The following is a 21,529-nucleotide window of genomic DNA, read 5'->3' as shown; positions in this document are numbered from 1 at the left end:
CCTCCTTGCCCTTGGTCAGTTCGGTTCCAACACCAACCGGCGTGAAGAACGCGGGAATTCCCGCCCCGCCGGCGCGGATCGCCTCCGCCAAGGTGCCCTGCGGCAAACAGATCAACTCGATCTTGCCGTCCTTCCAGAGCTGCTCGAATGGCGAAAGAGCCTTCTCGCGTCCGCGCGCAGCGCTGCAAACCACCTTGCGCACAAGCCCTGCCTCGATCAGCTCATGTGTATAGGACAGTCGATGCGTCGCCGAGTTGACGATCAGCGTGAGATCCTTCGGAGCGCGATCACGCAGCGCACGAATGAGAAAATTCGGAAAACCTGCGCCTCCAAAACCGGAAATCATCACGGTCGAGCCGTCACGGACATCCGCGAGGGCTTCCTGCGCGGAGCCGACATTTTTGTTGATGGGCATGATCCTCCCGTTGGCTCATCTATCGTCGCTGGGGAGCCGGCCGATGGCCGGAGAAGCGAAGCGTGTTGCTCAAAAGACTTTAGGACACCGCGACCGGCCTGCACAAGCTCTGACCGCAGTGCGGAATTGCATGACGCGTTGTACCGGATGTGTGGCGCCGTTCCGTGAGACGGTGCGACGTCGCGTCAGGATCGCTTTCCGCCAAGCTCTGCCGCGTAGATATCCGGCTTGAAACCGACGACGAGGTTTCTACCCGTCTCCAGCACCGGGCGCTTGATCATCGAGGGCTGATCAAGCATCAGCGCGGTCGCTTTCGCTGCCGTCAATCCCTGCTTGTCCTTCTCCGGCAGCTTGCGGAATGTCGTACCTGCGCGGTTGAGTAGCGCTTCCCAGCCGACCTCCTTCGCCCAACCTTCGAGGCGCTTCTTGTCAATGCCTTCCACCTTATAGTCGTGAAAGCTGTAAGCGACGCGATGCGCGTCGAGCCACGCCCTCGCTTTCTTCATCGTGTCGCAATTCTTGATGCCGTAAATAATCAGGCCCACGCCGCGCTCCCATTGTTCGGCGCCACTATGCCGCGATGAACTGCGTCAGACAAATCGCTTGACGGCCGACCATCACCTATATAACCATATAGTTATATAAACGAAGAGTTATCATATGACGCCGTCCGCTCGCCTTGATGCAACGTTCGCAGCGTTGGCCGATCCGACCCGGCGGGCGATCATCGCGCGGCTCGCCGCCGGTGAAGCGTCTGTGATGGAACTTGCGAAGCCGTTTGCGATGAGCCAGCCGGCAATATCGAGGCACCTGAAGGTACTCGAGCAAGCCGGCCTGATCTCGCGCGGTCGCGACGCGCAGCGGCGTCCTTGCCGGATCGAAGCGAAACGACTGGAAGAAGCAAACCAGTGGCTCGAGCGCTACAGCGCATTCTGGGACGCGAGCTTGCAGCGCCTCGATGCACTGCTGGGCGAGACGCAGCCGGGCCCAAGCCCGCGCAGGCGGCGAAAAGCGAAACTGTGACCGTACCGAACGATGGGGCGTGGGTGGCGTTGTCGCACAAAGCACGGAGGACCACAGATGAAGCAAACACTGAAACCTGCAGCCGAACTCGTAAAGGCTAACGGCGTCCGCTTTCCGAATGAATCGCCCGCCTATAGGGCCGCCCGCGACGCCCTGCTGGCCGAAGAAATCGAACTTCGCCGGCATATCGAACGTGTCGCCGAGCAGCGTCGCAACCTGCCGCCCGGCGGCGAAGTGAAGAAAGCCTACACTTTCGAAGGCGAGAAGGGTCGCATCTCTTTCGCCGATCTGTTTGGCGACAAGCAATCTCTGGTCGTCTACAGCTACATGTATGGCCCGCAGCGCGAACAGCCCTGCCCGATGTGCACATCGTTGCTCAGTGCGTGGGACGGCGAAACGCCTGATCTCCAGCAGCGCGTCGCTCTCGCCGTCGTTGCGCGTTCACCGATTGAGCGGCTCGTTGGATTCAAACGCGCGCGGGGCTGGCACCATCTGCCTCTTTATTCCGATACGAGCGGCGACTTCAGCCGCGACTATCATGCCCTCACCAAGGAAGGTGGCGACGATGCCGCATTCAATGTTTTCACCCGGCGCGACGGCACGATCCGGCACTTCTGGGGCGGCGAAATGGGCTTTGCCACTGCCGACCCCGGCCAGGACCCACGCGGTGCGCCGGACCTGATGCCCATCTGGACCATTCTCGATGCGACTCCCGAAGGGCGCGGCGGAAACTGGTATCCAAAACTGACCTATTAGAGGTCGACACCTGAACGCCCCCGTTCCCGATTTCAAGCACCCATCAAGGAGTGAATAGATGCGAAACATCGCCCCCTGTCTCTGGTTCGACGACAACGCCGAAGAGGCGGTAAATCATTACACCTCGATCTTCGAGAACTCGAAGATCGAGAACGTCCTGCGTTGGGGCGAAGGCTGGGGCGAGCATGGCGCCGGCAAGAAGGGAAAAGTGCTGGCGATCGACTTCACCATCGAAGGCCGCCCGTTCAAGGCGATCAACGGCGGCCCGCTCTTCAAGTTCAACGAGGCAGTCTCGTTCTCCGTTGAATGCAAGGATCAGGCCGAGGTCGACACGTTTTGGGACAAGCTGACCGCCGATGGCGGCACTCCGTCGCAATGCGGCTGGCTCAAGGACAGGTTCGGTCTGTCGTGGCAGATCGTGCCAGGCCGCTTGATGACACTGATGGCGGATCCGGATGCGAACAAGGCGGCGCGCGTGACCCAGGCGATGTTGAAGATGCAGAAGATCGACATTGCGGCGTTGGAGAAGGCGGCCGCCTAAGCTCCCTTCTCCACCTCGCGCTCTGCTGAACGAATGCGGAGCGACCGGCGCGCCAGATCACTCAACGGTGAGCGCGCTTGCAATACTGAAGTATTGCCCTTCTCGACCCCCTGCTGTGCTACGCTGTGCACAGAAGGAACGAAGGCGCTGACCTGTGCACGGCGACATGAGACCATCTCGCCGCGCACCACGAGACCTGGCGTTTGCCTTGGCTGCCTGCGAGCGCCCGTCGGTCTCATGTCGTCACGCCTGACGAAAGGTCCTGGGGAGGAACGTTATGCCGGATCAAGCACAACTGCGGCCTGCTGCATTGAGGCCGGACGACATCAGCGCCACAGCGCACTCGGACAGATTCCAGACCTCTCGGCGCATGTTGCTCGGCAGCAGCCTCATCGCTATCGGCGCCGCCGCAAGTCTCGGTCCGCCTGTCGGCAACGACCGACGCTTCAACTTCATATCGACGGCATCCGCGCAGAGCGCAACACCGCCGCCAGCGGCCTTGTCCAAGGCGCCACAACCTTTCGACTATCCTGGAAAAGACAAGGGACTTGCCCTGCTCGGCGATCGGCCGCTGGTGGCCGAGACGCCGGAGAGCCTCCTGAACGACGACACCACGCCTACGGCGAAGTTCTTCATTCGCAACAACGGTCAGATACCGGAGGAAAGCAAGCAAGGCGACGCCTGGAGTTTGAAGGTCGAGGGCGACGTCGAGAAGCCGCTGACGCTCAGTATCGCGGAATTGAAGTCGCGATTCACGCCGCAGACGCTGCGCATGGTCATGGAATGCGGCGGCAACGGCCGTTCCTTCTACCAGCCGGCCGCACGCGGAAACCCGTGGACCAATGGCGGCGCCGGCTGCGCCGAGTGGACCGGCGTCAAACTCGCCGATGTGCTCAAGGCCGCAGGCCTGAAGGACACTGCGAAGTTCACGGGCCATTACGGAGCGGACCCGCATCTTTCCGGCGACACCGGCAAGGACGCGATTTCACGCGGCATGCCGATCGAAAAGGCAATGGAGCCGCATTCGATGATCGTCTGGGCGATGAACGGCGAGCCGCTGCCGCATATCCATGGCGGACCGTTACGACTGGTCATCCCGGGCTGGCCGGGCTCACTCTCCTCAAAGTGGTTGACGCGCGTGCTCGTGCGCAAAGATCCCCATGACGGCCAGGGCATGGGCGGAACGTCGTACCGAGTCCCGACGGTTCCGATCGTTCCGGGTTCGACCGCCGACGGAAAGACCAATTTCACGGACATGACGTCGATGCCGACGCGGTCGATCATCACCTCGCCGGCCAATGGCGCCCGATTTGCTGCGGGGACGAGGCAGCTGCCGCTCCGCGGCGCCGCCTGGGCGGGCGACCACGAGGTGCAACGTGTCGACGTCTCCTTCGACGCTGGTCAGCGCTGGCACCCTATGGAAATGACCAAGCCCAAGAACCGCTACGACTGGGTTCGCTGGACCGGCACGCTCGCCCTTCCAAGCGACGGATATTTCGAACTTTGGGTGCGTGCGACGGACTCGCGCGGTGTCGCCCAGCCGCACATCGCGACGAACTGGAATCCCCAAGGCTACGGGGCCAACCCGTTTCACCGCATCGCGGTGCTGGTGGGCTAGGCATGCGTGGTTTCATTTGCGGCCTGACGGCTGCGTGCACAGCAGCAGTCGCCGCCGCATTCATTGCCGGCGCCTCGGCCCAGAACTCCATCGCATCCGAGGAAACCGCGGAATCCCTACCTGACTTCAAGGGCCGCGAGGAAACTTTCGGATACTGCATCGGCTGCCACTCGTTCAAAGTCGTCGGCCGTCAAGGTATGGATCGTGCTCGCTGGGACGACACGCTGAACTGGATGACCGAGAAGCACGGCATGCCGCCTCCGGACACCGAAACGCGGAAACTCCTGCTCGACTATCTCGTCCAGGCCTATCCGCCCGGATCCGCCACCGGGACTGGCGGCTGGGTCAATCCTTTTGCACCAAAGTGAGCTCATCGCCTCACCCGACGGGCCGTAGCGGACCGCCGACAGCAACGTTGATCAGCCCTTCAGCGGCCATCGCGCCATCGTCGCATGACGACTTTGCCCGATGAGACTGTCGATCAGGGCGAACTCGCGCACGCGGAAACGAATTCCTTCGATTTCGCGCGGACGCGCAAAGCGCGTGTCATAGAGCAAGGTGATATGCGGTGTGAACTGCAGCGAGATCCAGCGGCCCAGGCCAACAAGCGTCATCGCCGCGGCCAACGCACGATGGAACAGAGACAGCGCGTCGATATCGTCGAGTGAGCGCAGCACGAACGGAAACCTGCCGTCCCTACCGCTTCGAAAACTTCCGACACAATCGAACGTGATGTCGAATTCCGGGAACGAGACTGATTCACCTGCCTCGCGTGCTGCATGCACGAGATGCCCGGGAAGCGCTCGATGAAGGCCAAGGCCGTGGAGCGAAATATGGAGCCGATCCGCCGACCTGAGCGCGCCGCCTAATCCGGCACGACGACAAAGGTCTTGCGCATGACGGACGATCCGCGATGCGTCGGACCGCGAAGGTAGAATTGCGAAGAACGGGCAGTGACTCGCGTTCGTTGGGCCACCGGCCTCCACAAATCCAAACGGCTTTTGCATCATAAGCACCGATTTTCGTTCACTAACGCGGAACATATCATGAACACTCGATCGAAGCTAAGCACTTATTTTCTGAAAATCTTGAACCTCATCGCCGCTTGCTATTACTTAGGTAAAAGCCTAAGTAATGCCGACCCCGAAACCGGAGCTTGGTGGTGCAAGCACGAGCCGACAGCACAGGCGCACATTCGATCGATGGCGTATTCCGCGCGCTCGCCGATCCGACTCGTCGCCACGTGCTCGAACGCTTGAGCCGAAGCCCGGCCTCGGTGACCGAGCTGGCAAAACCGTTCGACATGGCCCTGCCATCGTTCCTTGAACATCTGAAGATCCTCGAGGGCTATGGGCTCGTGCGTTCCGGCAAAACCGGCCGCGTCAGGACCTACCAGCTTGTCCCCAAGCGCCTGCGACAGGCCGAAGACTGGTTGATGCGACAACGCACCATCTGGACGACACGCCTCGATCAACTCGACAGCTATCTCATCGAACTCAAGGAGAAAAACACATGACGAAATCGTCGGTCATCAAGCCCGATCCGAAGCTCGACCTCGTGTTGGAGCGCGAGATCGACGTGCCACGCGAACTGATCTGGAAAGCATGGACGACACCCGAGCTCTTGCGGCCCTGGTTCTGCCCCCGACCATGGACGACCACCGACTGCGAGATCGATCTCAGGCCCGGCGGCATCTTCCGTACCGTGATGCGCTCACCGGAAGGCCAAGAGTTTCCGAACGTCGGCTGCTATCTCGAGGTCGTTCCGCACGAGCGCCTGGTCTGGACCGACGCGCTGTTGCCGGGCTACCGCCCCTCACCGGCGCCGTTCATGACGGCCGTGCTGACCTTCGAGCCCAGCGGCAAGGGAACGCGCTACGTCGCGACGGCAATCCATCGCGATGAGGACGGCCGCAAGAAGCATGAAGAGATGGGCTTCCACGAAGGCTGGGGCACCGTGCTCGATCAGCTCGTGGCCTATGTGAAGAAGGAAATGTGAGAAGCCATCCTCCCGCGGCGGGCGGGAGCAACGGCCTCGACGTTGAGTGCGGCCGCGTCTCGAAAGCCGGCGCGGATCATCGAATGACTGTCATGTTCCTTGGCGCGTCGGTTTGCCGAGCGCCGGGGACTTTGCAAGGAAAGCGCCAAGTTCGGCGAGAAACGTGGATCGCCCGCGTTCTGCGCGGTCGAGATGGACATGGTGCGTCGCCTGCGGAATCGTCACAGCACGAACGCTGGCGGCGTTCGTCAGATCGGCTTCAAGCGTCACCACGTCTTCCGGACGGCTCCAGAAGTCGTTTGCTGACCGAAGGACCAGGACGTGCGCGGTGATGGCATTGGCGTGCCAAAGCTTGCGGCCGGACGCGAGCTCGAACGAGTCAGCCATGGCGCCGGAAGGCGCGCGAAAGGCCGGCGGATTGCGGGAGGCCGACGCCGGATCGGACGCCAGCGCTGCGCTCCGATATGCTTCAGCCACCTTGGGGTCTCGCCACGCGTCCTTGTCGTTGGTCGGAATCGAACTGTCCCACGCCGGCATCAGCGACGCCGCCGTGTTCAGCCGATAAGCGCCGAACTTTGCGAAGTTGAACCGACGCGGGTCCTGCGGATCGGCGGTGTCACTGCCCGGGCCAAGTGCCTTGTGCCCTGCCTGAGCACCGTAGAGACTGTTGTAGATCACGACATGGCTGACGTTCTCCGGCGCGCGGCTGGCATACATGCCGGCCCAATGGCCGCCTGTCGCCCAGCCGACCAGTGCGACGCGCTCGGCGCCAGTGCTGGCCTTGACCGCGTTCACGACGGCGCCGAGATCGGCAATGACGTCTTCCGAGCGACTGAGCGGCGGACCATCCGCCGGGCCTTCCTGACCAGGCCGGGTCGAGCCCCCATACCCGCGCGCGTCCATCACGAAGACGCGATGCCCTGCACGCGCGAGATCGGCCGCAAGCGAGCCGCCTTCAACAGGCAGATCGAACGAGGCAATGCCCGGCACACGTGCACCATGCAGCAGGATAACCGGCGGCTTGGCGCTTGACGGCGTATTCTCGCTGATCTCCCGGACAAACAATCTTGAGCCATCCGGACCGGCCACGAACGAGTCAGCACGTCGGAGCTCGGCCCTCGCCTGCAGCGGTAATGCGAAGGAACCGGCGAGCAAACCTGCCATGGCGAGCTGGAGCATCGACGACATCTGTGTTTCTCCTTGGTTGCGCAACCTGGAAACAAAGATGGATGACGCCTACGATACTTCCAGTCGCAACTTAGATATCAGACGATATGGATGAGATATCGAACGTCGAGCTTCGCACGCTCCGTTACTTCGTCGTGCTGGCAGAGGAGCTTCATTTCCGTCGCGCTGCCGGGCGCCTTGGCATGGCCCAGCCGCCGTTAAGCCAGGCAATACAACGGCTCGAGCGCGACATTGGCGCAGAACTTTTCGATCGCTCGCAACGGCACGTTCGGCTGACGGAAGCCGGCAGCGTCTTTCTCGCGGAAGCACGCCGGCTTTTGGCACAGGCCGAACGCTCTGTGCGTGCCGCGCGACGCGCTGCCCAGGGATTGGTCGGCTCGATACGGGTCACGTATGTCGGAGCGGCGACGTACGATTTCTTGCCGCGGCTCGTTCGCTCCTATCGGGCAAATCATCCGGATGTGGAATTGCAGCTCCTCGAGCGCACGACATCCAGCCAGGTCCGCGCGCTGCAGCTCGGAGAAGCCGATGTCGGTCTCGTTCGTCCGCCGGTATTCAATGCCGACGATCTGCGCTGCGAGACTGTTCTGTCCGAGAGCATTGTCGTCGCGCTGCCGGACGATCACCCGCTGTCTGCCCGGCAAACGATCGAGTTGAGGGATCTCGCCGGAGAGAGCTTCATAATGTTTCCGGCCCATGATGGCCCGAGCTTTCATGCTCGTCTCGTCACGGTGTGCGAGGAAGCCGGCTTCTCGATGCGCGTGGCCCAAGAAGCGATCCAGATGCACGCCATCATCAGCCTTGTCGTCGCCGGGCTTGGCATCGCGCTGGTCCCCGCCTCGATGCGCAATTTGCGCCAGGTCGGGGTGAGCTATCACAACCTGAAAACGGCCTCCGCGCCGCTGCACGTCGATCTCGCCGTGATGTGGCGTCGCGGCGAGCCGTCTTCGGTCGTCACAGGCTTTCTCGACACAATAAGATCACTCGATCGCAACGTGAGCCAAAAGCGATCCATCGCATGACTTGATCGGTTGCGGCCATATGCGGCGTCGACGATCAGGTGGCGCTTGAAAGGGTTTCGGTAAGCCAGCTGCGCCACTTGTGGTCGCTTGCTGTAACAAGGGCCTGGGCGTCATCGCCGTAAAAGAAGATGAACATGCTGACATTGACGCGATCACCCGTGCCGTACGTGCCGATCATCACTACGCCAGGCGCTGGCGCGTCGAGCCGCATCGTAATGACGCGTACCTTGCCATCTTGTTGAACACGCTCGATCACGCCGGACAATGATTCAGTGGCGTGCGATGCGGTCCGAACTTCGCCGACATTGGCATCGACCAGATTGAGCTCCTTCGTCAACCGCTTCCAGATCGCAAGTTCATTGCCTTCGACACTGACCATGGCCTGGAAGGATGCAGCCTTCCGTCCGGCAAAGTGCGAAAGATAGATACGCAACACTTCGAAGAAGCCCGGCCAACCGCCCTCGAAGCCTTCCATCTGATCATCCCAATCGTCGGAGGATGAAAACAGCGAATGAACCATGCGCACGACGCAGCGATCGCCGGACCGGCTCGTGATGGTGATTTCGGTAGCCACCGGCGGCGCGCCTTCACTCCACTCGCGTTCCACATAGCCAAACCGATGCGGCGGCTCCCATGCAGTCACTTCGCCTGACGTGCTTGTACCCTCGCCAAAATCGAAACGGACAGCGCCGCCGACCTGCTCTTCGATGACCGCCTTGGTGAACCAGGCCGTGTTGCCGGCGCCGGTCGCCATCGCTTCCCACACCTGCTCGGGCGTCCCCGGCGCGATGAATTCCATCTCGACCCAGCGTTTGCCGGTGCCGTCCTTCTTGATCGGCATGTCATGTCCTTTCCGGTTTCAGGATTTCGCCCGGCCAGGTGCGGGATAGGACGCCACCACGAGCCGATGCGGGCGCCCGTGTGGCGCGGTCTCGTCGTGATAGCGTGCCGCAAGGCTGGTGATCGCGTTCGTAAGATCGGCGGTGAACGCGGCGCGTTCGGCAGGAGACCTGAAGCAAACGATCGTATCGAACGAGAGCGTCGCAAGAGGCTTCTCGTTTCTGCGCGCCGCGCGCCAAAGCTCGCCGACCTCGCGCACGATACGTGCCGCCAGCGCAATAAGGTAGCTTGCGGAGAGCTGATCGCGGCTGCGCGCCGGATCCGCGCCAATCGGCCCCAGCGCTGCCGGTGAGACGACGTAGGAGGTCGCGGTCGCGACCATGAGGCGCTCGGTCAGGCCTCCCCACTGACGCTCCTCGACCGGTTCGACGAGTTGATGATCTTCGAGCGCGCGCAGATGATAGTTCACCTTCTGCCGGGTGAGCCCGACTCGTCCGGCCAGCGTGGCTGCAGAAGCAGGCGCCGCAAGCTCTGCCAGCAGTCGCCGCTTGATCGGATCAAGCGCGAGCGCAGCCTGCGCCGGATCATCAATGACATCGAGCTCCAACATGTCTGTGGTGTCGCATTGACAACTTTTTTTGTCAATGGCTCGCGATTAAGCTCGCCTGGCGACCTACCACCGGACGGCGCCGAGAATGAATCGTCTATCAGTCCGCGAGGGGTTACGCGCGCTTTCGCCTGCGCAGAATCTTTCGAGCCCGCTTCCACCGATCACGCGAATGCATTGATTTGTATCGCCAATCTCGCCCCGTACTGTGGTCATCGGGGGAGTAGGAGATCGGCGCCAACGGTTTCGCTTCGGCCGGGACACCGATAGATCGCTTCTCCTGCGTCCGGGTGTTGCGGCCAGCATATTCAGGTCGTTCCCCGATAGCTCGCGCCATTTCTCCGCTTACGTAATCCGTTGTTCAAGAGAACAGTCGCTGGGTTTGGCCCAATTCAACGCCAACGTCTGTCGATCTTCCGCGCATTGGAAATCAATGCGGTCGATTTGCGGAGACGGCGAGGTGCGAGTCGACCCACTCGATGTAACTGCGCAAGGAACGTAGCGGGACTGCGCGTTGTGCCTTGCCATCCCGAATGGAGACCACAATGTTGAACGCAGCAAGATGTGCGGCAGCGCTCGTTCTGGCCGGAGCAACGCTGGTGCTGACGGCGCCTTCCCATGCCCAGAGTCTGTCGCCGCGCTACGCCGACGGCGGCTACACGGATTACTACGGTACCACCACCGGTCCTGCCCCGCGCTTTTCTGGCTCCCGCTATACCTACACTGGTCCCTACGCCGCCGCGACTGATGCTTATGCGGCTGTGGGTCCGGTCGTCAGGCAACGTCGATTTGTGACGACGCCGAATTGGTCGACCGGGCTTCAGGCGCCGGATTGGGTCGCGATCCACGGTTCGGCCTTCTGACTTCGAACGATCGGCCCGGTCGGGAACGAAGAACGACCGCTGCAATACAAAAGGGACGAACGACGATGTCGTTCGTCCCTTTTGTTGTCAGAGGTTTGCCGGTCTGAAGATCAGGACCGAGGCGGTGGGCTGGCGACCTCACGGAACATTCGTCGAGGCGACCACCCACCGAAATCCAAAGCAACCGACCCGATCAGGGGCGCACACCTTTGCGCTGGGCGCAGCCCCTGTAGGCGGTTTCCCGCTGCTTCTGCACGCTGATTTCCCCGCCCGGCCCCGGGAACCTCGCCTGGGCCTCCCGGAAGCATTCTTGCCGTGCTGCAAGGGCCGCATCGCTGGCCTGGTTCTTGCCGCGCATGCTTTGCGCGTCGGCGGCCGACGCAACAATCAGCAACGGAAAAGCGAAGACGGCCGCGAAGGATCGATATGAACGCACCATGATAGTCCTCCCATGTGCGACTGGATCAGAGATTACATCGGAGTTTGGACACGGTGACGATCCGGGAAAACACTGGTTCTTCGCGCTGAAGTTTTGAGACGACGGGTTGGCGGCGCCTTCGTTTCCGCCGAAAATGATCGTTAAATTTTGACTGGAAGGCCGACAGACGAACAGTCATGCTCGGTAGGTGATCGAGGACACGAGCAGATGCCTGCCAGATACCGTCCGCCTCTCCAGGCACTCGTGAGCTGTCGATGACCACTCCAGCCCATCCGAACAGACCTCCCTCTCGCGAGCCTTCGATTTCCGACGCGACATCTGACCGCTGGCGCGGCGCTCTTTCGACTGGTTTCGTCTTGCTCGCGACGGCGGCAGGCTTGTTCTTCATCTGGCAGATGGCGGCGAGCCTGCTTCTGATTTTCGCGGGTGTTCTGTTTGCAGCTTTCTTTGACGCATGCGCACGCGCAATCAAGCCGGTCATTCCCCTCAGCCGCGGATGGCGGCTTGCCCTTGTGCTGGTGATCCTGGGCGCACTTGCGGCGCTGAGCATCATTTGGGGAGCGGGACACCTTCCAGAACAGCTTCGCTATCTCGTTCGAGTAATAGATGCACAACTCGACATTCTACAAAACTACCTGCTGAACTTCGGGATCGAATTGTTCGGTCCGGAAGGCGGTCGCGATTTCTCAAGCTGGTTTCCCGATCACAGCAAACTGTTCGGGCATGCGCAGACGGCGGTCGGAACGGCATCGAGTTTTCTGGCGAATACCGCCATCATGCTGTTTCTGGGGATGCTCTTCGCCTTCAGTCCGCATCTTTATCGTGAAAGCATTGTCCTGCTCGTGCGGCCCTCGTACCGCGCACGCGTGCGCGATGTCCTGAACGAAATGGGCGGCGTGCTGCAGCTATGGCTCGTGGGACAGGTCGCTCGCATCGTCCTGATGACGATATGCGTCTGGATCGTTCTCTATCTCATGGGCCTTCCTGGTGCTTTCCTGCTCGGTGTACAGGCCGGTTTGTCGAACTTCATCCCGTATTTAGGTCCGATTGCGGCGGCCATCCCGATCGGACTGGTAGCGATGCCGCTTGGCCTGTCGATGTTGATCTGGTCGGTCGGCGTCTACACGATCGTGCAATCGATCGAAGGCTACGTGATCGGCCCGCTCATTCTGCGCCAAGCCGTCGAGATTCCGCCGGCCTGGATACTGGTCGCGATCGTTCTGTTCGGTTCGCTGTTCGGCGTGATGGGAATAGCGCTTGCGGTGCCGCTCGTCGCGATCGGCCGCATCGCCGTCTTGCGATTCTATGTGGAGGATTGCCTTGGTGACGGAGCTGCGCCGGCAACGAAAGAAATCGATCCAGCCCAACCCGTAACCATACCGGGGCGATCTTGATCCGCTGCGCCGCCATCTCCTTCCAATTGCCCGGCGAGCGCCGGATATGAACCCTCTGGTCGATCCCCGCCGCGGCGACATCGAAGACGACGCCTCCAGCACCAAGCGCCGATCCATGCTGTCACTGGCTGGCAGCCTGTTTGCAGAAATCAGCCCGGCCAAACTGGTTCTGTCATGGACGATGCTTTTCGTCCTCCCAGGTCTCCTGCTAGGTCTCACACCACTGATTGTCTCGGCATGGATCGTCCTCATCAAGGACAGGATCGCGTCGCCTCTGATAGGGATCTGGCCTATCCTGCTGCTTGCCTTTTTGGCGGTGCTAGGGCTATGGGGCGCCAGGTCAGTTCTCAGACTGGCGGAAAGCAGCTTCTGGGCGCTGAACGCAATCGTTGTCGAGCCCGTATATGCAATCTGCCGCGAGACCATGCGGCATTTGACCGGCAAATTGTTCACGTTGCGAACCGGTCAAACTCGAAGCTTCGCCTTCAGCATCTTCACATCGATGGCGGCAGGTGCGATCATGTTCTGCGCTGCAGCGGGCATCGCATGGCTCGCATGGCCGGCGTCGCGCTGGCTGGGCACTGTCTCGGACCTCGCCTCGCCCCGTTCACTCGTTTCAATCGCACTCGCCAACAGTGTTGTCCTTGTGACGACGTATCTGGCGATCGCCTCGCTCATCTGGGCATACGCGGACGCAATCATGCCGCAGCCGCGCGACTTCAACGCGTGTTCTGGAGATCAGAATGTCAGGCGCAAATGGCGCCTTGTCCATCTTTCCGATCTTCATGCGGTTGGCGAGCGATACGGCTTTCGTATTGAAAGCGGACGGTCAGGACCACGCGGCAATATCCGCCTGCGTCAGATACTTGCGAAGCTCGACGTGATTCATTCGCGGACTCCTGTCGATGTCGTTCTGATTACAGGAGACCTGACCGACGCGGGCCGCTCCGCTGAGTGGTCGGAACTGCTCGATGAACTGCAGAAGTTTCCCCGGCTTCTGGAACGCATCCTGATCCTGCCCGGCAACCACGATCTCAATATCGTCGATCGCGCCAACCCTGCCCGTCTCGATCTGCCTACAAGCCCGAATAGACGGTTGCGACGGTTGCGGTTTCTGTCGGCGGCTGATTTCATCCAAGGCCAGCGTGTTCGTGTGATCGACCAAGCTCACGGACATGTCGGGGCAAGCCTCTCGGCCGCATTGGAACCAAATCGCGTGGGAATCGCCAGATTCTCCGACATCGCGAAACCGCTCCTGGCCAGGCGTCTCGACGACCTTTGGGCAACTGCCTTTCCGATGATCGTGCCGCCCGACAGCAGTGACGGCCTCGGCATCGTTCTTTTGAATTCGAATGCAGATACTCATTTTTCGTTCACCAATGCCCTCGGAATGATGACGTCCGAACAGATGCGAGGGATTGAAATCGCGGCGGCCCAGTACCCGAAGGCATGCTGGGTTCTGGCCCTCCATCACCATGTCGTCGAGTATCCGAGACCGGCCAAGGTGCTGTCGGAACGGATCGGCACGGCGCTGGTCAATGGAAGCTGGTTCGTGCGTCGACTCCGCAAAGTCTCCGGCCGCGTGGTGTTGATGCATGGTCATCGCCACACCGATTGGCTCGGCGAATGCGAAAATATTCCGATCGTCTCGGCGCCATCACCGGTCATGGAGGCGACCGACGAAGAGGATAGTTTCTTCTACATCCACACGCTGGGCGTGAGCGATGATCACAAGATTTGCCTGCTGTCGTGGGAACGCGTGACAGTCGAAGGCGAGGTCTCAACCTGATTTTCAGCCTACAATCCAACCGTTTCTGGTGGGCTAACTGCGTTCGTGCACGGCTTTAGGGTCTTACGGGGGCATATTCAGGTCGATCCCCGATGGTTCGCGACACCCCCTGCCTATGTAATCACGACGTTCAGAAGGAACAGTCGCTGGGGTCTGGCCCAATTCGAAGCCGACGCTCTGCGGGTCGCCGGCGCATCTGATCGGTGCGCACGATTCGCGAGAGGCGGCAAGATGCGGCCGGCCCGATCGATGCAACTGTGCAAGGACACGGCCGCTGCATGTCGTGCCTTGCCAATCTCGAATGGAGATAACATGAACGCGACGAAATTTGCGGCCGCGCTGGTTCTGGCCGGGGCAATGCTGGTGCCAGCAGAGCCTGCTTCTGCCCAGGTCCTCCAGAACAATTGGAGGGCTGCGGCTCCCTATTATCCCGAACCCTACACTGACTACTATCAGACGACGACTGGCCCTGGCCGCTCCGGCGCCAGCGGCATCCCGGAAAGCGCCTACTCTGCCGCTGTCCCGAACATCGACTCGTATGCCGCCATGGGCCCCGTCGTACCGCGTCCGGTTCTGACGCCGCGGGAATGGGGGACGGGACTTCGCGCACCGGATTGGACGGCAATCCACGGCGGGTAAAGCACTCCGGCGGAGTGCGCGATCATATCAACGACATTGCAGCGACCAAGGAGGAGAATGGCCCCATTCTCCTCCTTCTTCATTCGACAACCCACCATGTCGCACCTCTTCCCTGACGTGATTGCGAGACTCGAAATAATCGTTCCAGCATTTTAAGCGCATTAGACCATTCAGCGCGGTGCCCCATCTCCGCCGATAAGCTCTCAAATTGACTCTCAATCGATGCTTAGGGTCTTGCAGACCGGCACTCAGGTTATTCCCCAATAGTCGAACGGCCGCCGCGCCTGTGTAATGGCGACGTTCGAGAGGAATGGTCGCTGGGACCTGCAAACGGAGACAATAATGCTGGCCAACACACTGCTGAGCACAATGACGCTCCTCGCCGTTCTCGGCCTTGCCGCGGCAATCCTCATGCCAACGCAGAGTGCGCGCCGTGCCCGCTCGTCCGGGGGCGTGTTCGGCGCAAATGCCGCCTTCAATTCCAACCTGACCCGGCCTGTAAGAGTGCGGAGTTCCTGGTCGGCCCAGTCGTCGCAGGACTGGAGCCTCACTCGCCGCGATTAGCCTCGTGAGACACTGCCGCAGCAATCTTTGAGGACAAAGTCATGAGCACCCTGATCGTACTTGGCTTCGATGGCATCCACACTGCGGACGAGGTCCTGAACAAGGCGCGCTCGATGCAGAAGGAGAAGTTGATCGACCTCGAGGACGCCTGCGTGGTCGAGCGGACCAAGGACGGCAAGGTTCACATCAAGCAGGCCGTGAACCTCGCCGCCATCGGCGCGGCGAGCGGCGGATCGCTCGGCGCGTTGTGGGGAACGCTGGTCGGGCTCCTCCTTCTGAATCCCCTCGCAGGATTAGCGCTCGGTGCCCTCGCCGGCGCCGGCACCGGCGCGCTGTCAGGTGCGCTGACGGATTACGGGATCAACGACGAGTTCATCAAGAAGCTTGGTGAAACCATCCCGCCCGAGTCATCGGCCCTCTTCGTTCAGGTCAAGGACATGACCGAAGACAAGGTTCTCGCCGAAATCGAACCCTTCAAACCTCGCGTGCTCAGAACTTCACTGTCGAACGCCAACGAAGAGAAGCTGAAAGCAGCGCTGCAGAAGGCAGCCTGAGGCCGCCCTCACCTCCAATTGTCGATCCTGACATCGTTGGGATAGGGCCGACCCGTCCCCGTTTCGACCAGCGCCTTCAGGCTCAGCATAAAGACGGCCCACTTGGTGCTGCAATGGTGCATGGACTCCGTCGGCGCCTTCCAGCCTTGGTGCTTGAAAAGGACGATGGTCCAGTCCCCGTCCTGTTCGAGATCGAAACCCACTTTCGTGCCGATCCATTCGGCCGGACCGTCCAGGACCTGCCATAGCACACGCTTGCCGGGCTCGAGCTCAAGCACCTTCATGTCGAAAGAACTCTGAGAACCGAAGCGGAACGTGATCACACCACCGACTTTGCTGTCGCCCTGCGTATCGTCGGTCCACCAGCCGGAGAGTCCCTCAATTGTGGCCAACGCCTTGTAGGCCTCGTTTGGCGACGGTGATTTGATTCCGGTCCTGTGTAAAATATCCGGCATTTGCGGTTTCTCCTTCCGGTGTAAGTTTCTGCACGTCAGGGATTTCGTCGTCGGCACCACTTCGCCGCGACGAACTCGTTGTGAGCATGAGGTAGACTAAGGCCGGGGCATCGAACGGTGGGAGTGACAAGTGTGGCGGGATTCAAATGGATTCGCTGATCACAGCCGCGGCGCGTGCGCTCGCCGCGGGCGACCCTCTCGGCGCCCTGAACCGGGTCGCCTTGCGTGACGACGCCGCCGCACTGGCGTTGCGAGGCATCGCGATGGCGCAGCTCGGCGATCTCGTAAAGGCGAAAGATCTCCTGCGACGCGCCGCGCGCGCTTTCGGATCCAAAGAAGCGGTCGCGCGTGCAAGGTGCATTGTCGCCGAGGCCGAGATCGCGCTCGTCTCACGCGACCTGGGCTGGCCCGCAAAGGCCCTCGACGCAGCGCGGGCGACGCTCGAACAGCACGGCGACAAGCTGAACGCCGCGCATGCACGCTATCTCGACGTCCGCCGGCTGCTGCTGATCGGGCGTCTCGACGAGGCCGAGCAAAAGCTCGCCGAGCTCGATCCCGCGCCCCTTCCCGCCGCGTTGAAAGCTGCCCACGGGCTGGTGGTTGCCGGAATCGCCATGCGACGCCTGCGGACAAAGACTGCACGCGCGGCGCTCGCTGACGCCGGACATGCCGCGCGCGAGGCTGCCATCCCTGCATTGATGGCAGAGGTCGAGAACGCATCCCTCGTCCTGAACACCCCTGCCGCACGCCTGATTGCGCGCGGCGAAGAACGACCACTTTTGCTCGAGGAAGTTGAAGCGCTGCTGGCGTCGAAGGCTCTGGTCGTCGACGCATGCCGACACGTGGTGCACGAGGCAGGCACGGTGGTTTCGCTCGCAAGGCGTCCAGTGCTGTTCGCACTCGCACGTGCACTGGCCGAAACGTCACCGCAAGATGTGCCAAGAGGCACGCTTATCGCGCGAGCATTCCGGGCAAAGCATGCGGATGAATCGAATCGTGCGCGCTTGCGGGTCGAAATCGGGCGGCTTCGGGCGACGCTTCGAACGCTCGCGAGCGTCAGCGCGACGACGCAAGGGTTCGCACTGTTGCCGCGCCGGGCGCAAGAGATCGTCGTACTGGCGCGGCCCATCGACGAGGCTCATGCAGCGGTGCTGGCGTTGCTTGGCGACGGTGAATCGTGGTCGAGCTCGGCGCTGGCACTCGCGCTCGGAGCCAGCCAGCGTACGGTGCAGCGCTCCCTCGACGAGCTCGCCGCAGCAGGCAAAATACAATCGTTTGGCCGCGGGCGTGCGCGCCGTTGGATGACACCACCCCTGCCCGGATTCGCGACGACCTTGTTACTCCCGGCACCGCTTCCGGGCGGCTAGGATGGCGTCATGAAACGAACAGCAGCCGAAATCCTCCGTGAGTATGGCCCATTTCGGGGTAACGACAACGTGCATGGCGTCACATACGATGGTCAGCACGTCTGGTTTGCGTCCGGCGACAAGCTGAACGCTTTCGATCCGGCAAGCGGCAAATTGGTGCGCTCGATCGATGTTGCCGCGCATGCAGGAACGGCTTTCGATGGTCAGCACCTGTTTCAGATCGCCGAGGATCGCATCCAGAAGATCGATCCGGGCACCGGCCAGGTGCTTGCCTCGATCCCGGCACCCGGGGCCGGCGCGGACTCGGGACTCGCGTGGGCCGAAGGGACGCTGTGGGTGGGGCAATACCGGGATCGGAAGATCCATCAAGTCGACCCGCAAAGTGGAGCCGTTCTTCGCACCATCGAGTCCAATCGCTTTGTGACCGGAGTCACCTGGGTCGATGGCGAACTCTGGCACGCCACCTGGGAGGGCGACGAAAGCGAGTTGAGGCGGATAGATCCGCGCACAGGAGAGGTGCTGGAGCGGCTCGAGATGCCGCCCGGGGCGGACGTGTCCGGCCTCGAGTCCGACGGCGGCGATCAGTTCTTTTGCGGTGGTGCGAACAGCGGCAAGGTCAGAGCCGTCCGTCGGCCCAATCGAGGTGCACCGACCCGCAGCAGTTCGGAGAAGCGCGGCACGTCAAAACGCAAGTAATCTTCTTGCACGCGAGGTTCGCCAAACCTGGCGGACGCTTCAAGGCGACACTGATCCCAAGTGACACTGATCCCAAGTAAGGCCGCCGAAAGGCAAGCGCTCGATGCTACGGCGCGGCGGCTGGCGGAACGCTCATTCCGGAAAGCGCATCGAAAGGAAGAACCCACCCGACTTTCCAGGACCCTAGCGCCAGAGCATCTCCCGGCGGAGAGAATGCTGCGTCGCTTGGGAACGGAAGAGCCAGCCTGTGGAGTTCCTGCAGACCCGGCCAAGCGTATACGACGACCGCTTCGTCTTGGACCGAGACGAGCAGCCGGCCGTCGGAAGACCAACGGACCGCGGCGCTTGTCCCCCCAACCGCGACGGGGATCGTTGCTGCACGAGCACCATTTCTGAGCTGAAACACCGACAGGCTATCTGGAGGCGCGCCATGAACGACGGCCAGATATTGTCCATCGATGCTGATCGCCAGCGATCGGGCGAGAGAGAAAGGGATTCTCAGCGGCAGGACCTGGTGCGTGCCGCGCCGAAAAGGCCACTCCCACATGGAGAAATAGTCTGGTGGCGGCGGCCGGTCATATGTCTTCGCTATCGGGCTGTGCGCCACGATCCAGCGCTGTCCGTTCTGAAAGCTGCGAATCCCGCGGATCATGTCGCCCGGAAACTCCTGAACGAACTCGCGCGATGCCGACTCCGCGCACCTCACGATCAGACGGCCGTTCCAGGCACCATCAATGATGTAGTCGCCACACGGCGAGTACTGGAGGTTCGCCCCTTCTCCTTCACCGCTGTTGTCGAAGTCGACGGCCGTTTGACCGGATTCCACATCGATGATGGCAATGTGTCCCGACGTGCTCTTGACGGCAAGCCGGCCGGCATCCGGGGAAAACGCGGCATCGCAAGGATGCGAGACGGGATGGGTGCGCACCGACTTCGATCGCTTCGCGACCGTCCAGATCCATACGTCGCGCCCGAGCGTTGCGAGCAGCCGGCCATCGCCCGAGAAGGCGACGCCATAACTCTTACCGATCTTCCAGGACTTCATCAGGATCCTCACCACGGCGTTATAACCTGCCTGCGCGAGCCGATCCAACTGCAGCCACACCGCGCCGTCGTCAAGACGGCGCAAGCCGTCAACAGCGGTCATAACAGCGGCGTTCAAGCGAGAACAGTCAGCAAACCCATTCCAGAGCATCGGCACACGGCGTTGCGCCGGTCGCAGGCTCCGCGAAGCAAGGCAGCCAGTCAGGTGATCTCCTTGATCACGTCGATGAGCGCCCGAGGCGCGGCCGGCACGCGACGATGCCCCGGATAATAAAGACGCAGCCCCGGGACCGGCGGAGACCAATCCTCGAGCAACGCGGTCAATTTCCCATTGTCGATCGACGATCGCGCCGCCGTCTCCGGAACATACGCAATTCCTAGTCCATCTGCCGCCGCCTCCACCATCACCAAGGTGTGGTTGAGCGTCAGCACTCCCGGCACATCGATCGAGACTTCCTGTCCGTGTTTCTCGAATTCCCAGCGATATATCTTGCCGCTCGGGAGGCGCTGGCGGATGCAACGATGGCTGCGCAGGTCGTCAGGAACGACCGGTCGCGCATGTGCAGCCAGATAGTCCGGCGCTGCGACGGCAAGAAACCGGAGCTCTTTGCCGATCGGAACGGCAACCATATCCTGAGGCACCGCCTCGGCAAGCCTGATGCCGGCGTCAAAGCCCTCCTCAACGATATCGACGAGGCGCCCCTCTGAAACGATGTCGAGAGACACTTGCGGATAGCGACCGAGAAACCGAGGCACGACAGTCTTCAACAGGAGTCGTACTGCCCCCTCGCCGCCGTTGATCCGGATCATCCCTCTGGGATGCCCTCCATGGTCGACGACCGTATCGATGGCATCGTCCAGGTCCTGCAGGACCGGCTTCAGCCGCCTCAGCAGCCGCTCTCCCGCCTCGGTTAGCGCGACGCTACGGGTCGTCCGATGAAGCAGACGGACTCCAAGATTGCGCTCAAGCGCCAGGATCGTGTGGCTGAGCGACGATCGCGACACCCCCAGAACATCGGCTGCGGCGCGAAAACTTCGGTGGTCTGCAACGGCCGAGAATGCGGTGAGATCCGAGAGGGACGGCCGATGCATTGGTGCTTTTCCTTCACCAGGTCATACGAATTGTTGTGCATTTTCGCACAAAGGTACAGTCACCATGTGCTCCGCGTCAGGGCCAGCTCCATGTCGAAGGGTCACAGCATGAAAAGATGCCTCACCGCGTTTCTCATCAGCGGCGCAGTTGCGCTCTTCACGGCAGGCGCGGCTCCGGCACAGAGTCCGAACAAGATTATCGGAACGTGGCGAATGGTTTCCGCCCAGATCGATCCGCAAGGCGAAAATCGGCCGGCCTATGGGCCCAATCCGCACGGCTGGCTCGTGTTCACGGAGGAACTGACTTTTATCGAGGTCCTCACCGATCCTCGCGTGCCGAAATTCGCCTCCGACGTGCGGGGACGCGGCACGGATGAGGAGAACCGCGCGGCGGTGGCAGGAAGCATTGGCTTCTTCGGCCGATACACCGTCGACGCGGACGGCGAGTTCAGTGGCAACCGTGTCGAAGGCTCCACCTTTCCGAACTGGGTCGGACACGCGCGCACGCGCGAGCAATTGCGGATGATCGTCGACGGCGATCAGATGACGGAATACTTCCGACGTCCCGAAGGCACCGAAATCCGGATCGTCTGGGAGCGTGTAAAGTAAACACCGGAAAAGGCGA

Annotated in this window: 27 protein-coding genes; 17 read left to right on the top strand and 10 right to left on the bottom strand. The window is 61.5% G+C overall.

Going from position 1 to position 21,529, the window contains the following annotated elements; translation table 11 throughout:
• Positions 1-415, bottom strand: a 415-nt coding sequence (locus RCO31_RS25765; protein ID WP_308971439.1) for a 3-oxoacid CoA-transferase subunit A, incomplete at its 3' end; no start/stop codon positions are given.
• 185 nt (positions 416-600) lie between these two features.
• Entirely contained in the window at positions 601-960 is a 360-nt protein-coding gene (locus RCO31_RS25760) for an ArsC family reductase (protein WP_308971438.1), read from the bottom strand.
• Between the two features lie 115 nt (positions 961-1,075).
• Here RCO31_RS25760 and RCO31_RS25755 point away from each other — a divergent pair, with 115 nt between their 5' ends.
• From RCO31_RS25755 to RCO31_RS25735, 5 genes are all read left to right on the top strand, one after another.
• A complete protein-coding gene (locus RCO31_RS25755; protein ID WP_308971437.1) occupies positions 1,076-1,438 on the top strand; it encodes a metalloregulator ArsR/SmtB family transcription factor in 363 nt (120 codons plus the stop codon).
• A gap of 57 nt (positions 1,439-1,495) precedes the next feature.
• A complete protein-coding gene (locus RCO31_RS25750; protein WP_308971436.1) occupies positions 1,496-2,194 on the top strand; it encodes a DUF899 family protein in 699 nt (232 codons plus the stop codon).
• A gap of 58 nt (positions 2,195-2,252) precedes the next feature.
• Entirely contained in the window at positions 2,253-2,735 is a 483-nt protein-coding gene (locus tag RCO31_RS25745) for a VOC family protein (RefSeq protein ID WP_308971435.1), read from the top strand.
• A gap of 277 nt (positions 2,736-3,012) precedes the next feature.
• On the top strand, positions 3,013-4,353 hold the full coding sequence (locus RCO31_RS25740) for a sulfite oxidase (RefSeq protein ID WP_308971434.1): 1,341 nt from the start codon (positions 3,013-3,015) through the stop codon (positions 4,351-4,353).
• Between the two features lie 2 nt (positions 4,354-4,355).
• Complete coding sequence (locus RCO31_RS25735) at positions 4,356-4,721, top strand: hypothetical protein (RefSeq protein WP_308971433.1); 366 nt, start codon at positions 4,356-4,358, stop codon at positions 4,719-4,721.
• Between the two features lie 51 nt (positions 4,722-4,772).
• Here RCO31_RS25735 and RCO31_RS25730 read toward each other — a convergent pair whose 3' ends face one another.
• Positions 4,773-5,360, bottom strand: a complete 588-nt coding sequence (locus RCO31_RS25730; protein WP_308971432.1) for a 2'-5' RNA ligase family protein — start codon at positions 5,358-5,360, stop codon at positions 4,773-4,775.
• 152 nt (positions 5,361-5,512) lie between these two features.
• Here RCO31_RS25730 and RCO31_RS25725 point away from each other — a divergent pair, with 152 nt between their 5' ends.
• A complete protein-coding gene (locus tag RCO31_RS25725; protein ID WP_374991533.1) occupies positions 5,513-5,869 on the top strand; it encodes an ArsR/SmtB family transcription factor in 357 nt (118 codons plus the stop codon).
• Complete coding sequence (locus tag RCO31_RS25720) at positions 5,866-6,351, top strand: SRPBCC family protein (protein ID WP_308971430.1); 486 nt, start codon at positions 5,866-5,868, stop codon at positions 6,349-6,351. Before RCO31_RS25725 ends, RCO31_RS25720 begins: the two co-directional genes overlap by 4 nt.
• A 90-nt stretch (positions 6,352-6,441) precedes the next feature.
• Here RCO31_RS25720 and RCO31_RS25715 read toward each other — a convergent pair whose 3' ends face one another.
• Positions 6,442-7,539 carry an alpha/beta fold hydrolase gene (locus tag RCO31_RS25715; RefSeq protein ID WP_308971429.1) on the bottom strand — a complete coding sequence of 366 codons (1,098 nt, stop codon included), beginning with the start codon at positions 7,537-7,539 and terminating at the stop codon, positions 6,442-6,444.
• 86 nt (positions 7,540-7,625) lie between these two features.
• Here RCO31_RS25715 and RCO31_RS25710 point away from each other — a divergent pair, with 86 nt between their 5' ends.
• Entirely contained in the window at positions 7,626-8,561 is a 936-nt protein-coding gene (locus tag RCO31_RS25710; protein ID WP_308971428.1) for a LysR family transcriptional regulator, read from the top strand.
• A gap of 34 nt (positions 8,562-8,595) precedes the next feature.
• Here the strand turns inward: RCO31_RS25710 and RCO31_RS25705 are convergent, their stop codons facing one another.
• Positions 8,596-9,402: an SRPBCC domain-containing protein gene (locus RCO31_RS25705; protein ID WP_308971427.1), complete on the bottom strand. Its 807-nt coding sequence runs from the start codon at positions 9,400-9,402 to the stop codon at positions 8,596-8,598.
• 18 nt (positions 9,403-9,420) lie between these two features.
• Positions 9,421-10,011 (bottom strand): helix-turn-helix domain-containing protein, encoded by a 591-nt coding sequence (locus RCO31_RS25700; protein ID WP_308971426.1) that lies wholly within the window; start codon positions 10,009-10,011, stop codon positions 9,421-9,423.
• A 542-nt stretch (positions 10,012-10,553) separates the two neighbouring features.
• Between RCO31_RS25700 and RCO31_RS25695 the strand changes: the two genes are divergently transcribed.
• A complete protein-coding gene (locus RCO31_RS25695; RefSeq protein WP_308971425.1) occupies positions 10,554-10,871 on the top strand; it encodes a hypothetical protein in 318 nt (105 codons plus the stop codon).
• A 193-nt stretch (positions 10,872-11,064) separates the two neighbouring features.
• Here RCO31_RS25695 and RCO31_RS25690 read toward each other — a convergent pair whose 3' ends face one another.
• The gene (locus RCO31_RS25690) at positions 11,065-11,310 is read right to left on the bottom strand and encodes a hypothetical protein (protein WP_308971424.1); all 246 of its coding nucleotides are present in this window, start codon (positions 11,308-11,310) and stop codon (positions 11,065-11,067) included.
• A gap of 254 nt (positions 11,311-11,564) precedes the next feature.
• Here RCO31_RS25690 and RCO31_RS25685 point away from each other — a divergent pair, with 254 nt between their 5' ends.
• The 5 genes from RCO31_RS25685 (at position 11,565) to RCO31_RS25665 (ending at position 16,250) form a co-directional block, all read left to right on the top strand.
• Positions 11,565-12,704 carry an AI-2E family transporter gene (locus RCO31_RS25685; protein ID WP_308971423.1) on the top strand — a complete coding sequence of 380 codons (1,140 nt, stop codon included), beginning with the start codon at positions 11,565-11,567 and terminating at the stop codon, positions 12,702-12,704.
• 46 nt (positions 12,705-12,750) lie between these two features.
• On the top strand, positions 12,751-14,493 hold the full coding sequence (locus RCO31_RS25680) for a metallophosphoesterase (RefSeq protein ID WP_308971422.1): 1,743 nt from the start codon (positions 12,751-12,753) through the stop codon (positions 14,491-14,493).
• A gap of 312 nt (positions 14,494-14,805) precedes the next feature.
• The gene (locus RCO31_RS25675; protein WP_308971421.1) at positions 14,806-15,132 is read left to right on the top strand and encodes a hypothetical protein; all 327 of its coding nucleotides are present in this window, start codon (positions 14,806-14,808) and stop codon (positions 15,130-15,132) included.
• Between the two features lie 342 nt (positions 15,133-15,474).
• Complete coding sequence (locus RCO31_RS25670) at positions 15,475-15,696, top strand: hypothetical protein (protein WP_308971420.1); 222 nt, start codon at positions 15,475-15,477, stop codon at positions 15,694-15,696.
• Between the two features lie 41 nt (positions 15,697-15,737).
• On the top strand, positions 15,738-16,250 hold the full coding sequence (locus tag RCO31_RS25665) for a DUF1269 domain-containing protein (protein WP_308971419.1): 513 nt from the start codon (positions 15,738-15,740) through the stop codon (positions 16,248-16,250).
• An 8-nt stretch (positions 16,251-16,258) separates the two neighbouring features.
• On the opposite strand, the gene RCO31_RS25660 is transcribed toward RCO31_RS25665, so the two are convergent.
• Complete coding sequence (locus RCO31_RS25660) at positions 16,259-16,705, bottom strand: SRPBCC domain-containing protein (RefSeq protein ID WP_308971418.1); 447 nt, start codon at positions 16,703-16,705, stop codon at positions 16,259-16,261.
• Positions 16,706-16,851: 146 nt separating this feature from the next.
• Here RCO31_RS25660 and RCO31_RS25655 point away from each other — a divergent pair, with 146 nt between their 5' ends.
• A complete protein-coding gene (locus RCO31_RS25655) occupies positions 16,852-18,072 on the top strand; it encodes a helix-turn-helix domain-containing protein (protein ID WP_308971417.1) in 1,221 nt (406 codons plus the stop codon).
• A 9-nt stretch (positions 18,073-18,081) separates the two neighbouring features.
• On the top strand, positions 18,082-18,768 hold the full coding sequence (locus RCO31_RS25650) for a DUF6923 family protein (protein WP_308971416.1): 687 nt from the start codon (positions 18,082-18,084) through the stop codon (positions 18,766-18,768).
• A gap of 106 nt (positions 18,769-18,874) precedes the next feature.
• On the opposite strand, the gene RCO31_RS25645 is transcribed toward RCO31_RS25650, so the two are convergent.
• Both RCO31_RS25645 and RCO31_RS25640 read right to left on the bottom strand, forming a co-directional pair.
• Complete coding sequence (locus tag RCO31_RS25645; RefSeq protein ID WP_308971415.1) at positions 18,875-19,915, bottom strand: WD40 repeat domain-containing protein; 1,041 nt, start codon at positions 19,913-19,915, stop codon at positions 18,875-18,877.
• Positions 19,916-20,013: 98 nt separating this feature from the next.
• Positions 20,014-20,904, bottom strand: coding sequence for a LysR family transcriptional regulator (locus tag RCO31_RS25640; protein ID WP_308971414.1), 891 nt, complete (start codon positions 20,902-20,904; stop codon positions 20,014-20,016).
• Between the two features lie 90 nt (positions 20,905-20,994).
• On the opposite strand from RCO31_RS25640, the gene RCO31_RS25635 reads away from it, so the two are divergent.
• Positions 20,995-21,513 carry a lipocalin-like domain-containing protein gene (locus tag RCO31_RS25635; protein WP_308971413.1) on the top strand — a complete coding sequence of 173 codons (519 nt, stop codon included), beginning with the start codon at positions 20,995-20,997 and terminating at the stop codon, positions 21,511-21,513.
• Positions 21,514-21,529: the final 16 nt, after the last annotated feature.

This window comes from Bradyrhizobium sp. LHD-71 (assembly GCF_031157255.1).
Lineage (GTDB): Bacteria > Pseudomonadota > Alphaproteobacteria > Rhizobiales > Xanthobacteraceae > P52-10.
This window is presented reverse-complemented; position numbering and strand designations above follow the sequence as displayed.